Genomic DNA, 13,752 nt, shown 5'->3' with positions numbered 1-13,752 from the left:
CAAACGTAAAATTATGGAAGGCAATGATCATATACGATTATTAATCGCATAAACTTAGGAGTTGGATTGAGAGTGAAAAGGACAGCGGAATTTGTGTTAGGGCTGGTGGGCGGCATCATCGGTATTTTGTTGTCGTTTATAGGGTTTGTTATTGCTTTTGTGGCAGCTGCCTCAGATGATCAGCAGGCGGCAGGCATTATCTTTATTGTCACGCTCTTGTTTTTCATGATCCAGGCTGGGGCATTGATTGTCGGCTGTCTGGTAAACAGGATGAATCACAAGCTATTTGGGGGGCTGATGATCGCATTTGGCGTTTTGAGCTTTCCGATTTCGATCTTTTTGATGTTCGTGCCAAGTGTTTTATATATCATCTCGGGTGCCTTAGGCTTCAGGGTTCCGCAGGAAAGGCAGGAACATTCTTTAACACTTGAAAAAGAAATTTGATCAGGGAGGGTAAAGAATGCTGAAAAAATACATGCTGCTGATGCTGGCCGTCTTGTTTGTACTGGCCGGCTGCTCTGGGGAAAAGAAAGTGGACAAGGCGGAACCAGCCCGGTCCGATGCCGGTTCGGCTGATCAAAAAGAGTCCGGGAAGGACAATGAAGAAGAAGGCAGTGAAGTCACAGATGAAATCAGCACGGTTGTGATTCCTTCTACGGTGGAAGAATTCCGGAATGCAGAGCCGGGCCTTTTGACAAAGGACTTCAGCTATGAAAAGGAAACCGCGCTTTGGCCTGATTTCAATACGCTTTCAGGGATCAGGGAGGACTTTGAGGGTCACATGCAAAAGGTCACAAAGGAAACGGATGATCCGGATATGATGTTCAAGGCACTGCTTTATTATCTTGGCAACAGTGCCTATCAGCAGTCCATCGGCAGAATCATGGACTATGAGCCGCAATTTGATGAACCGCTCCTGCCTGAGCCGGAGCAGGCAGCACAGTCTGAAACCGGTGAAGAACAGGAAGACGGAAAGGCTCTTCTTCTCCTTGATGCCAGCTCCAGCATGCTGCTTGACGTAGACGGCAAGCAGAAAATGGAAATTGCCAAGAGTGCAGTCAGAAGCTTTGCCAAGACCATTGGCGAAGAAAATGATGTTTCCCTTTATGTGTATGGGCATGCAGGCACACAGGAGGACAAGGACAAGCAGATTTCATGTACGACGATTGATGAGGTTTATCCGCTTCAGTCATATAACGAAGAGTCTTTCTTCAAGGCTGTTGAAGGGGTAGAGGCGAAAGGCTGGACTCCGCTGGCCGGCGCCATAAAGGCTGCAAGGGAGGCGAGCATGGACTATGAGGGTGATATTACCCTTTATATAGTCAGCGATGGAGCGGAAACCTGTGACGGAAATCCGGTGGAGGAAGCCAGGCTGTTTGCTGAAACCAATGAAAGCCGGAAGGTGAACATCATCGGCTTTAATGTGGATAAGGAAGCAGAGGATCAGCTCAAGAAGGTGGCTGAGGCAGGCAAGGGCGAATATATCGGCGCCGACAATGCCGATCAGCTGAACAGCAGCATCTCCAATGAGTGGGTGCCTGGGCTGATAGACATAATTGGCGTTAAGTGGTCTACTCCCAAAAATACATTTGCTGTCTCATTCCAGAAGATGGACATTGATCAGATGGGCATGGGGCTTGGATATGCCATCAGGAATGAGGCCGGGCGCATCCGGGACGCCATTGCGAACCTGAAGGAAAATGAACTGATCGATGCCGCCATGGAAGAGGAGCTGCTTAAAAAGACAGAAGAGCATGAAAAGGTATTGGAAGGGCTTCAGGAAGAAATTATCAATAGCAAGCATCAGGAAATTGATGATGAAGTGGAAAGGATCGACCAAAAGATCAATGACTGGGCTGAGCGGATGGAAAAGTTAAGGGAAAATCGTTAATCAAACGTTTGATTAATTGTACGTGAAAGCATGCCCTGCCTATTGCGGGCATGCTTTCATTAGTTTCTGATATTGCACAATATTAAGCATGTAATCACCTTGGGCGGGAAGATAAATTGAAAAATAGAATTCTCTAATTCCTCACTAATCCTAAACGTTTCCGGCACTGCCGGAAATCTTTCCATTTTACATATTTTTGAAAATTACCTACAATAGATATGCTGGCCTTTCGTTAATATTTTCCCAGGTCCGTATTTTTTACAGGTTTTTAATAGAATCTGTCGAATATAAGTTATTAGTATCATAATTCAAGAGAAATTCATGTTAAGTACGCGCCTTTTGGCCTGCTTAATAGTCATAATACAGGAGGGATATAGATGCGCGATCAAATGAATCCCGCGGCTGAAAGGATTTTGCATAATATCGAGAAGGTTATGATCGGAAAGCGCAATGTCGCTGAGCTCAGCCTTGTGGCACTGCTGGCAGGCGGGCACGTTCTGCTTGAGGATGTCCCTGGTGTTGGAAAAACAATGATGGTAAGAGCGCTGGCCAAATCGGTGGGCGCCAACTTCCGCCGGATCCAGTTTACTCCCGATCTGCTTCCATCAGATGTGACAGGCGTTTCTATATATAATCCAAAAGAGATGGAATTTCAGTTTCGTCCGGGGCCGATCATGGGGCATATCATCCTTGCTGATGAAATCAACCGGACTTCACCTAAGACTCAGTCTGCCCTGCTTGAGGGGATGGAAGAGAGCAGTGTGACCATTGACGGGGTGACACACAGGCTGGAGAAGCCGTTCTTTGTCATGGCAACCCAGAACCCGATTGAATATGAAGGGACATACCCTCTGCCGGAAGCTCAGCTGGACCGTTTCCTGCTGAAAATGAAAATGGGCTATCCGGAAGTCGCCGAAGAAATGGAAGTGCTGAACCGTGCACAGAAGGTGCCGCCGATCGATGAGCTGGAACCAGTCATTGACCTTGAAGAATTGAGGGAGCTTCAGCAGCAGATCAAAGAAGTGCATGTGAATGAAACCATCAAAAGATATATAGTTGATATCTCCAACAGGACAAGGACCCATAGCAGTGTATATCTTGGAGCGAGCCCGCGCGGATCGATTGCGCTAATGAAGTCGGCCCAGGCTTTCGCTTTCATGTATGGCAGGGATTATGTCCTTCCGGATGATATCCAATACCTGGCCCCCGCTGTGCTGGCACACCGAATCATCCTGAAGAGCGAGGCCAAGTTTGAAGGCATATCTGCCGAGGAAGTTGTGGACCGCGTGATTGCAAGAGTGCCGGTCCCTGTCCAAAGGGCTGTGAAGTAAGATGAAGCAGCTGATACATCTGGGCAAAAATGTCTGGAAGCTGATCGTATTATTTCTCCTCATTCTGATCACATTTTCTTATGCAATGTTCCAGGGAGGATTTGTGAGCTGGTTCCTATTTTACAGTTTCCTTCCTTTTGCCCTGTACGGGCTTGCTTTGTCCTTTTATTCGGTCGGCACCTTCCGTGCTGAAAGGGATCTTATAAAGACTGATTATAATGCCGGTGAAAAGCTTAAGGTAAAAGTAACATTGAAGCGGGACAACTCTTTCCCGCTGTTTTTTCTCATTGCCGAGGACTGCCTGAATGAGGCGCTGTCTTTTTCCGCAAAAGCGAATAAAGCAAAATCCTTTGTGTTTCCCTGGTTCAAGCGGGAAGTTTCTTTTGAGTATGAAGTGGATGGACTGCCCCGCGGCGAGCATATCTTTGAGGCTATCCGCCTGAAAACGGGTGATCCAATTGGCTTGATTGAAAAGGAAAAGCTTGTGGAGGCGGAGGGCCGGATCATGGTTTATCCCGCTTATGAAGAGCTTATCTATAAGCCGGCAGACAACCATTATGACCAGGGAATGACTGCATCGAAGGAACGGGTCCAGAGGGATACTTCCATGGCAGTCGGAATTCGGGAATATCAGCCCGGAGACCGGTTTTCCTGGATCAACTGGAAAGCGACCGCCAGGCGGAATGACATCATGACAAAGGAATTTGAGCAGCGGAAATCTCATGATGTGTATATTATGATGGATTGCGCCCCTGACGAAAGGTTTGAGGGAATTGTATCATTTACAGCCTCGGTCATCAGAGGCATCCTCCGCAAGGGCGCCCAGACCGGCCTGATCACGATGGGAACGGAAAGGGCGGCATTTCCTGTCAGAGGCGGGGAAGGGCAGCAGCAGCAGCTCTTTTATCACCTCGCAAAAGTGAAGGATGACTGCCCGGTTTCCTTTGACCGGGTGCTGGAAACAGAGAATTTCCTTGCCCAGCAAAATGTCTCGCTTATGCTGATCACGGCTCAGCTGACGAAGCGGCTGGTGGAAAAGGCCAGCTTCTATGCTTCCCATAAAAATGCCGTCACCATTTTTCTGCTGAAAAACGAGCGTGAGGCCGCAGCCAAGGAGGAAATTGCGCTGAGGGCTTCTGCCAACGCGCGCGGGGTCAGGGTCGTGCTTGTCCATGAAGGCCAATTTTCGGAGGCTTTTTCGGAGGTGAATAGAGGATGAGGGCAGATGAGAACAGGCACACCATCACTTCTGTCATTTTATATATGTTCGGATTCCTGCTTCTGTGGGAGTGGATGCGCCCGCTTGAACAGCTGACAGATACGTCTAACATACTTGTGTTTATTTTGTTCATTGTTCTTGGCCTTGTGATGTATTATTTTCACGTGAATATGGTGGTCAGCGGCTTTGTTAAATGCCTGTATATCCTGTATTCCCTGCATTATCTTTATTATGAGGGAGCTTTTTTTTCACCGGAATGGGTGCTGCCGTTTTTCATGGAGATCAAAGAAAATCTGGCCTTTGTGTCGGCAGCCGAATGGCCGGAGCTCACAGACTTGTTCAGAAGCCTTTTGTTCTTTGTGCTGATTTGGCTGATGACCTATCTGCTTCAATATTGGCTGATCAATAGAAGGCAGATTTTTATTTTCTTTTTTATGACATTGACCTATATTACTGTGCTTGATACCTTTACTCCATACCAGGCAGACGGCGCCATTGTCCGTACTGTAATCGCCGGTTTCGGTGTGATGGGGATCCTGACATTCCACAGGCTTATGGAGCGGGAGACAATCTTAAAAAAGAGGACTTTCTCGAGAAAATGGATGGCCCCTCTTGCGGTGATGATTGTACTGAGTGTGGCGGTCGGCCTTGCCGCTCCCAAGGCAGCGCCTATTTGGCCCGATCCAGTCCCGTATATAAAATCATATGGACAGAACAGCGGGGACGGACCAGGCGGTTCTGTTGCGAGGGTAGGCTATGGAGTCGATGATTCCAGGCTTGGCGGACCCTTTATCGGAGACAACCAGGTTGTTTTCCGTACTGAAGTGAAATCGCGCCATTACTGGAAGGTTGAGACGAAGGATGTGTATACAGGCAAAGGATGGCTTGCTTCTGAAGAAGGGGAAGAGCGCATTCCGTTCACTGAGGAAGACGAAGTGCCGATTTCCTCTTTTTCTGGAGAAGGGATGACAACCAATCCGGAAACAAGTTCAGTCTATTTGTATCAATCATCTCCGCATATTGTATACCCGCTTGGTGTTGAGAGCATACAGCCAAAAGGGGATGTGAGCTTTGAACTGGATCCGGCGATTGAAAAAGTTTATGCTGTCCAGCCGATTCCCCTGAAGGAATACAGTGTGAGCTATGAGGTGCCGAAATATAGTGTTTCTGCACTCCAGGAGTCCGGAGATGGCCAAAGTCTGGACGGCAGTTTCCTTGACAGGTATACCCAGCTGCCTAATAATCTTCCGGCAAGGGTGAAAGAGCTGGCAGAGGAGATTACGGCCAATGAAACAAGCTGGTTTAATAAGGCTAGGGAGATAGAACGCTATTTCCGGATGTCCGGCTTTGCTTATGACCAGACAGATGTGGCCGTTCCCGGTGCCCGCGATGATTATGTAGATCAATTCTTGTTTGATACAAAAAGGGGCTATTGCGATAACTTCTCTTCCTCGATGGCTGTTCTTGTACGAAGCCTCGGTATCCCTGCCAGATGGGTGAAAGGCTATACAGAAGGAGAATATCAGGCAAGGGAAAGTGAAACAAGCAGGACCTTTGAAGTCACGAATAACAATGCTCATTCATGGGTGGAGGTTTACTTCCCTGAAATTGGCTGGGTTCCTTTTGAGCCGACACAGGGCTTTTCAAATAATATCCAGTATTCCTATGACACTCAATCGCCAGACACTGCTGAAACGGATACGGCAGAAACTGCGGCCCAGCCGGAAGAAGAGCCGGCTGCACCAGATTCCCCGGAAGAAAACAGTGATAAGGCATCATCCTTTACGCTCGCTGACCTGGGTGTAAAGGCAAAGGAATTCTTCACTGGCTCCTGGAAGGCGATGTCTCTGATCTTACTGCTTCTTGCCGCGGCCGCTGCGGCTGCTTACCTGAAAAGGTCCAAATGGCTTCCAGTCTATTTCATCTGGAAGTTCAGGCGGATGAAAAATAAGGACGGCCGCTTTGTTTCAGCGTATCTGACTCTGCTCAAACAGCTTGAACGCTATGGCCTGAAAAGGAAACAGGACCAGACGCTGAGGGAATATGCTGCATATATCGATCATTTCTTCTCTACACAGGAAATGAGCAGGATTACTGCCCAGTATGAGCGGGTTCTGTACAGAGGCAGCCAAGAAGAAGGACGCTGGGAAGAAATCAGGGAATTGTGGGAAAATTTAATTAAAAAGACAATAGCTTGACCAAAAAAATGACCTGTTGATACAATGTTCACGAGAATCATAATTTAATATGCACCTTCATATATCCTCGATAATACGGTTCGAAAGTCTCTACCAGGTCACCTTAAATGACTTGACTATGAAGGCAGGTCATTCTATATAGCGTTTTATGGCATTTATGCTTAAAAACCGGAATTCTGCCTTCAGCGTATTTGCGGAGGAGAGTTCCGGTTTTTTTTGTTTGATTTGGCTGGTGCTGGACAGGCATGCGGCAAGAGCCGGTCGAAATTAACCGGATATATGGAGCATGAGATAAGAGTTGCTGTTTCGGACTGCGGTTAAAGTAAGGGCCGGGAGAGCAGGATAAGAAAAAATAACATAACCGAGGTGGACAGATTTGACGGGGAAAACAGAACTGCAAAACCAGGAAATGATTGTCGTGCTAGACTTTGGCAGTCAGTACAATCAGCTGATAACTAGAAGGATCCGCGAGTTTGGGGTGTACAGTGAGCTTCACCCCCATACAATTACAGCAGAAGAAATCAAGGAAATGAATCCTAGCGGCATCATTTTCTCCGGCGGCCCGAACAGTGTATACGGCGAAAATGCCTTCGGCTGCGATGAAAGAATTTTTGAGCTGGGCTTGCCTATTTTCGGCATCTGCTACGGCATGCAGCTGATGACTATGCATTTCGGAGGCAAAGTTGAGCGCGCGAAGCACAGAGAGTATGGCAAGGCTGTCCTGACACTCGAACATGAGTCCAAGCTTTTTGCCGGACTTCCGAATGAGCAGACAGTCTGGATGAGCCACGGTGACCTTGTTACAGAAGCACCTGAAGGTTTTTCTGTTGATGGAATCAATCCTTCCTGCCCAATCGCTGCGATGAGCAATGAAGAGCGCGGGCTTTATGCGGTTCAATTCCACCCGGAAGTCCGCCATTCTGTATACGGAAACGATATACTGAAGAACTTTGTCTTTGGCGTCTGCGGGTGCAAAGGCGAATGGTCAATGGAGAACTTCATAGAAATCGAGACAGAGAAAATCCGCCAGGCTGTAGGCGATAAGAAGGTTTTATGCGCACTGAGCGGCGGGGTGGATTCTTCTGTTGTCGCTGTCCTTATCCATAAAGCGATCGGTGATCAGCTGGCATGTATTTTCGTAGACCATGGCCTGCTCCGGAAAGGAGAAGCCGAAAGTGTCATGAAGACCTTCTCTGAGGGCTTCAACATGAACGTTATTAAAGTTGATGCAAAAGACCGCTTCCTTAACAAGCTGAAAGGTGTCAGCGATCCGGAACAAAAACGGAAAATCATCGGGAACGAATTTATATATGTGTTTGATGATGAAGCGGCCAAGCTGGAAGGAATTGAGTTCCTTGCACAGGGAACTTTGTATACCGATATTATTGAAAGCGGCACGGCAACTGCCCAGACAATCAAGTCCCATCATAATGTCGGGGGATTGCCGGAGGATATGCAGTTTAAGCTGATTGAGCCTTTAAATACTTTATTCAAGGATGAAGTCAGGGCATTGGGGACTGAGCTTGGTATCGCTGATGAAGTGGTATGGAGGCAGCCATTCCCTGGACCAGGTCTCGGAATCCGTGTACTCGGAGAAATTTCAGATGAAAAGCTCGAAATTGTTCGTGAATCAGACGCGATTTTACGGGACGAAATCAAGAAGGCAGGTCTTGACCGCGATATCTGGCAGTACTTTACCGTTCTTCCTGATATCCGCAGCGTAGGTGTGATGGGTGATGCCCGTACCTATGATTATACAATCGGGATCCGTGCCGTAACCTCTATTGATGGAATGACTTCAGACTGGGCAAGGGTGCCATGGGATGTGCTGGAGATCATATCCACCCGAATCGTCAATGAAGTGGATCATATCAACCGTGTTGTATATGATATTACAAGCAAGCCGCCTGCAACAATTGAATGGGAATAAAAATACGAACAATAAAAAAGCGAACATGAAAAATGTTCGCTTTTTTTATTGACTGAAAATAGCGCTCCTGCTAAAATGAAGAAGAACTGAATATGTCGTATTACGTCGTATAATATCAGGGATATGGCCTGAAAGTTTCTACCGAGCTGCCGTAAATAGCTTGACTACGAGGTAAATGTTTATAGGGATCATTTTACTGAACTTATTATAAATTCCCCCTATAGGCAGGAACCTGTTGTCACGCTCCCGGAAACCGGCGGGCGTTTTTTATTTGGTTTTTACACTAGGGGGGAAAAGAATGAAAAAGTATTTCCAGTTTGAAGAGCTTGGCACGAATTACCGCCGCGAAATCATTGGCGGATTAACTACCTTTTTATCAATGGCCTATATCCTGGCCGTCAACCCGCTCACATTGTCATTGCAGTCGGTTCCTGATCTTCCTGACAGCATGAGGATGGATCAGGGTGCAGTCTTCGTGGCGACAGCCCTTGCTGCTGCCATCGGGTCGATCTTGATGGGCCTGATTGCTAAATATCCGATCGGACTTGCGCCGGGGATGGGCTTAAATGCGTTTTTCGCCTATACAGTCATATTGACGATGGGAATCTCCTGGCAGCATGCACTCGGCGGAGTGCTCATTTCCGGTCTGATTTTCATACTTCTCACGCTTTCAGGCATCAGGGAAAAAATAATCAATGCCATTCCTGCTGAACTGAAGTTTGCAGTAGGAGCGGGAATCGGGCTGTTCATCGCCTTTATCGGGTTCCAGAACGCCGGAATCATTGTCAATGATGATGCTGTCCTGCTCGGGCTTGGAGATCTTTCAGACGGAAATGTCCTTTTGGCCATCTTCGGTATTATTATTACGGTCATCTTAATGACAAAAAACGTCAAGGGCGGTATCTTCATCGGGATGGCAGTGACTGCTATAGCCGGTATGATTTTCGGACTGATCAATGCTCCTGAAAGTATTGTAGGGGCTGTACCAAGCCTTGAGCCTACATTCGGAGCTGCTTTTACAGCATTTGGCGATAGTTCATTCTTTTCGACAGAAATGCTTGTGGTTATTCTGACGTTCCTGTTCGTTGACTTCTTTGATACAGCAGGAACACTCGTCGCGGTCGCTAACCAGGCGGGTCTCATGAAGGGGAATATCCTTCCGCGCGCAGGCAAAGGACTGCTGGCTGACTCTTGTGCCACTGTAGCGGGAGCTATACTAGGAACTTCAACAACAACATCTTATATTGAATCATCTGCTGGCGTGGCTGCCGGAGCAAGGACAGGATTCGCTGCAATTGTGACGGCTGCGTTCTTCTTGCTTTCACTGTTCTTCTTCCCGCTGCTCGATGTAATAACAGCGCCAGTTACAGCTCCGGCTCTGATCATTGTAGGTGTCCTGATGGTCTCGTCGCTTGGGCAGATTGACTGGAAGAGATTCGAAATTGCTGTTCCAGCCTTCCTGACGATCATAGCCATGCCGCTCACATACAGCATTGCAACCGGAATCGCAATCGGCTTTATCTTCTACCCAATCACCATGATCGTAAAAGGCAAAGCTAAAGAGATCCACCCGATCATGTACTTCCTGTTTGCAGTGTTTGTCCTATACTTTATTTTCTTGAAATAATTATTTGGGGAGCCTCCTTATACTGGGGGCTCTTTTTGTTTTTGTGTATAGGATTGTCTTATCCTTGAGGCCCACAGGAAGTGGGCCATGCAGGCGCTGCCACAGGACGTGGCGTACTTAGCCTGCGTTCCTTAGTGAACAGCCGCCTCCGCTTTTCTTTTTATTGACTTCCGATTTTGTCTTTTATAACATGAAACTACTTGATGGAGACTGAAAAGAGGAAGAGGATATGAAAACGCTTGAAGTGAAAAAGGCATTAAACAATAATGTATTGATCGGCCATCACCAGGAGCATGGCGAGGTTGTCCTCATAGGGAAGGGGATTGGCTTCAGCCATAAGAAAGGTGATTTCATTGATGAAGCTTCAGTAGAAAAGCTTTTTATCCTGAAGAATGAAAAAGAGCAGGAAAACTATATCAAGCTTCTCCCGCATGTGGACAATGAACTGCTGGATGTTATTATTTCCTCTCTTGAACTGATTAAGCAGCGGACTAACTCTGAATTGAATGAGCATATCCATGTGGCGCTGACCGACCACCTGATGTTCGCTGTCAGCAGGCTGTCCATTGGCATGGAAATGCGCAATCCCTTCCTGATTGAAACGAAAGCGCTGTATCCTTTCGAGTATGATGTCGCTAGAGATGTTGTCCAGCTGATTGGAGAAAGGGCCGGGGTCCATCTGCCTGAAGGGGAAGTTGGATTCATCGCCCTCCATATCCACAGTGCCGTCATGAACCGGAATCTTTCCGAGGTTAACCAGCACTCGCAGCTTGTGACCCATCTGGTTAATATGATTGAAGAGCAGCTTGATATAAAAATCGATAAAGAAAGCATTGATTATATGAGGCTTGTCCGGCATCTAAGGTTTACAATCGAGAGGGTCCATACCGGCGAGCAGGTGGAAGAGCCAGAAAAAATTGCAGACCTCTTGAAGTCAGAGTATCCTGTGTGTTACAATCTTTCCTGGAAGCTCATTAAAGTGATGCAGCAAGCATTGCGAAAAAAGGTTTTTGATGCAGAAGCGGTGTATTTGACGATGCACCTGCAGAGGCTTCAAAAGAAAATCAAATAGATATCATAATTACGTGTTACTGATACGATCAGGCATGAGTGATTAGATAATTGAAAACAAGTTTTATGGGTAATATACACCTGTACAGCTTTTTTCGGTTATTTTTTCCTCATGCCTTTTTTGCTTTCTGCTTAATTGTGCTCAGTATTGGAAACGCTTTATGAGCTTATAAAAAAAGGAGGAATTCACATGTTTAAAAAAGCTTTTGGTGTCTTGCAAAAAGTCGGCAAGGCATTAATGCTCCCGGTAGCGCTCCTTCCGGCTGCAGGTATCCTGCTAGCCTTTGGTAATGCTCTGCAAAACCCTGCGCTGCTTGATTTAGCGCCATTCCTGGAAAATGGCGGAGTGGAAATGGTCGCTTCCGTCATGGAAAACGCCGGTAATATAGTCTTCAGTAACCTTGCCCTCTTATTTGCGGTCGGCGTTGCGGTCGGCCTTGCAGGCGGGGAAGGTGTAGCTGCCCTGGCTGCCATCATCGGTTACCTCATTATGAATGTAACGATGGGTACTGTATTGGGCATTGAAGCAAAAGACCTTGAAGGAAGTATGGAATATGCCAATGTACTGGGAATACCAACCCTCCAGACGGGTGTGTTCGGCGGTATTATTGTAGGTATTCTCGCAGCATCCATGTATAATAAGTTCTTTGAAATTGAGCTTCCGTCTTACTTAGGATTCTTTGCAGGAAAGCGCTTTGTACCTATTGCGACAGCTGCAAGTGCAGTAGTCCTTGGGCTCTTGATGATTATCATCTGGCCTCCGATCCAATCTGCACTTAATGCTTTTTCTCAAAACATGGTTCACGCGAACCTTACATTATCAGCGTTTGTGTTTGGTGTTATTGAACGCTCTCTTATTCCTTTTGGACTGCACCATATTTTCTATTCACCATTCTGGTATGAGTTCGGGCAATATACAACAAATGCAGGTGAATTGGTGCGTGGCGACCAAAGGATCTTCATGGCTGAAATTAAGGACCGTGTCCAAGATCTATCGGCAGGTACTTTCATGACTGGTAAATTCCCGTTCATGATGTTCGGTCTTCCGGCAGCTGCTTTGGCGATCTACCATGAAGCCCGTCCGGAAAGAAAAGCGATTGTCGGAGGCCTAATGGCTTCAGCAGCTTTGACTTCATTCCTGACTGGTATTACTGAGCCGCTGGAATTCTCATTCCTATTCGTTGCTCCTGTACTTTTCGGTATCCATGCAATTTTCGCCGGATTGTCCTTTATGACAATGCACCTATTAGACGTAAAAATTGGCATGACCTTCTCCGGAGGATTGATTGATTATATCCTGTTCGGTCTGATCAACCCTCAGACAAACGCATGGATTGTCATCCCGGTAGGTATTGTTTTTGCAGTTATTTACTACTTCGGCTTCCGTTTTGCGATCCGCAAGTTCAACCTTAAGACACCTGGACGCGAAGATGTAGAAGAGGAAGATGTTGCTGAAGGTGAGAATAAAGGTGGAGATCTGCCGTACCAGATCCTTGAAGCAATGGGCGGACAGGAAAACATCTCTCATCTTGATGCTTGCATCACGCGCCTGCGTGTTTCTGTAAATGATATTAAAGATGTAGATAAAAACCGCTTGAAGAAACTGGGGGCATCCGGTGTCCTTGAAGTAGGGAACAATATCCAAGCAATCTTCGGTCCTAGATCTGAAACGATTAAAGGCCAAATGAAAGATATCATGACCGGCAAAAAACCTCGTCCGGCAGAAAAGGCTCCTGAAAAGGGTGTTGAGCAGCAAATTGAGGAAGTAAACCCAGAAGCGCTTCAGACAGAGCATAAGGGTGAAGATGTTTTCGTTTCTCCTATTAAAGGAGAAATCAAGCCGATTACAGATGTACCTGATGCTGTATTCTCCGGCAAAATGATGGGCGATGGCTTCGCGATCGTTCCAAGTGAGGGTACTATCGTTTCTCCGGTTGACGGAAAGATCGTCAATCTGTTCCCAACGAAGCATGCTCTTGGCCTTCTTTCAGATTCAGGCCGCGAAATTCTGATTCATGTCGGCATCGATACAGTCAACCTGAAAGGTCAGGGCTTTGAAACACTCGTTAAAGAAAATGACAGAGTGGAAAAAGGACAGCCTCTCTTGAAGGTCGACCTGGACTTTGTAAAAGAAAATGCACCATCCATTATGACGCCGATTGTATTTACTAATTTGGCTGAAGGCGAGGCAGTTGTTATTAACAAAACTGGCAGCGTCGATCTGAAAGAAGAAGATATTATTACGATTAAGAAATAAGCTCCTATATAATATAGAAGTAAATGTAAAGCCGGCTGCGGATAGCAGCCGGCTTTTATAAATGGGATATATTTCATGTATAAAAATATTTATTCTGGTGTTGACGTGTATAGAGGAACGATGTTAATATAGGTGAGCAGTCGTTTTCGGCAAAAGCTTTCAACTTGAATCTTGAAAAAAGCTGTTGACAAACGCTACGAGAAAATGTTATTCTAATATAGTTGCTTC

General features: G+C 46.6%; 9 protein-coding genes and 2 riboswitches. All 9 genes read left to right on the top strand.

Features of this window, described 5'->3' with window-relative positions; all coding sequences use genetic code 11:
* The first annotated feature begins 72 nt into the window (after positions 1 to 72).
* A complete protein-coding gene (locus ABU165_RS21165; protein ID WP_170939625.1) occupies positions 73 to 444 on the top strand; it encodes a DUF4064 domain-containing protein in 372 nt (123 codons plus the stop codon).
* A gap of 16 nt (positions 445 to 460) precedes the next feature.
* Positions 461 to 1,891 carry a vWA domain-containing protein gene (locus ABU165_RS21160; RefSeq protein ID WP_318060931.1) on the top strand — a complete coding sequence of 477 codons (1,431 nt, stop codon included), beginning with the start codon at positions 461 to 463 and terminating at the stop codon, positions 1,889 to 1,891.
* A gap of 377 nt (positions 1,892 to 2,268) precedes the next feature.
* Positions 2,269 to 3,222, top strand: coding sequence for an AAA family ATPase (locus ABU165_RS21155; RefSeq protein ID WP_035403445.1), 954 nt, complete (start codon positions 2,269 to 2,271; stop codon positions 3,220 to 3,222).
* 1 nt (position 3,223) lies between these two features.
* Positions 3,224 to 4,441 (top strand): DUF58 domain-containing protein, encoded by a 1,218-nt coding sequence (locus ABU165_RS21150; protein WP_101552935.1) that lies wholly within the window; start codon positions 3,224 to 3,226, stop codon positions 4,439 to 4,441.
* Entirely contained in the window at positions 4,438 to 6,639 is a 2,202-nt protein-coding gene (locus tag ABU165_RS21145) for a transglutaminase TgpA family protein (protein WP_318060932.1), read from the top strand. The genes ABU165_RS21150 and ABU165_RS21145 overlap by 4 nt, the downstream gene beginning before the upstream one ends.
* A gap of 37 nt (positions 6,640 to 6,676) precedes the next feature.
* Positions 6,677 to 6,778: riboswitch (purine riboswitch) on the top strand.
* Between the two features lie 270 nt (positions 6,779 to 7,048).
* Positions 7,049 to 8,569, top strand: coding sequence for a glutamine-hydrolyzing GMP synthase (gene guaA, locus ABU165_RS21140; protein ID WP_318060934.1), 1,521 nt, complete (start codon positions 7,049 to 7,051; stop codon positions 8,567 to 8,569).
* A gap of 85 nt (positions 8,570 to 8,654) precedes the next feature.
* Positions 8,655 to 8,756, top strand: a riboswitch (purine riboswitch).
* Positions 8,757 to 8,867: 111 nt separating this feature from the next.
* On the top strand, positions 8,868 to 10,196 hold the full coding sequence (locus ABU165_RS21135) for an NCS2 family permease (RefSeq protein ID WP_094769991.1): 1,329 nt from the start codon (positions 8,868 to 8,870) through the stop codon (positions 10,194 to 10,196).
* A 229-nt stretch (positions 10,197 to 10,425) separates the two neighbouring features.
* Positions 10,426 to 11,268, top strand: coding sequence for a glucose PTS transporter transcription antiterminator GlcT (glcT, locus tag ABU165_RS21130; RefSeq protein ID WP_009791724.1), 843 nt, complete (start codon positions 10,426 to 10,428; stop codon positions 11,266 to 11,268).
* Between the two features lie 189 nt (positions 11,269 to 11,457).
* Complete coding sequence (gene ptsG, locus ABU165_RS21125) at positions 11,458 to 13,524, top strand: glucose-specific PTS transporter subunit IIBC (protein WP_094769990.1); 2,067 nt, start codon at positions 11,458 to 11,460, stop codon at positions 13,522 to 13,524.
* Positions 13,525 to 13,752: the final 228 nt, after the last annotated feature.

Source organism: Cytobacillus sp. T106, from assembly GCF_040492155.1.
Taxonomy (GTDB): domain Bacteria; phylum Bacillota; class Bacilli; order Bacillales; family Cytobacillaceae; genus Bacillus_AB; species Bacillus_AB infantis.
This window is presented reverse-complemented; position numbering and strand designations above follow the sequence as displayed.

Excerpts from the sequence above, each read along its gene's own strand:
- ABU165_RS21160 (WP_318060931.1), top strand. The coding sequence starts at position 461 with ATGCTGAAAAAATACATGCTGCTGATGCTGGCCGTCTTGTTTGTACTG.
- ABU165_RS21155 (WP_035403445.1), top strand. The coding sequence starts at position 2,269 with ATGCGCGATCAAATGAATCCCGCGGCTGAAAGGATTTTGCATAATATC.
- ABU165_RS21150 (WP_101552935.1), top strand. The coding sequence starts at position 3,224 with ATGAAGCAGCTGATACATCTGGGCAAAAATGTCTGGAAGCTGATCGTA.
- ABU165_RS21145 (WP_318060932.1), top strand. The coding sequence starts at position 4,438 with ATGAGGGCAGATGAGAACAGGCACACCATCACTTCTGTCATTTTATAT.
- guaA (WP_318060934.1), top strand. The coding sequence starts at position 7,049 with ATGATTGTCGTGCTAGACTTTGGCAGTCAGTACAATCAGCTGATAACT.
- ABU165_RS21135 (WP_094769991.1), top strand. The coding sequence starts at position 8,868 with ATGAAAAAGTATTTCCAGTTTGAAGAGCTTGGCACGAATTACCGCCGC.
- glcT (WP_009791724.1), top strand. The coding sequence starts at position 10,426 with ATGAAAACGCTTGAAGTGAAAAAGGCATTAAACAATAATGTATTGATC.
- ptsG (WP_094769990.1), top strand. The coding sequence starts at position 11,458 with ATGTTTAAAAAAGCTTTTGGTGTCTTGCAAAAAGTCGGCAAGGCATTA.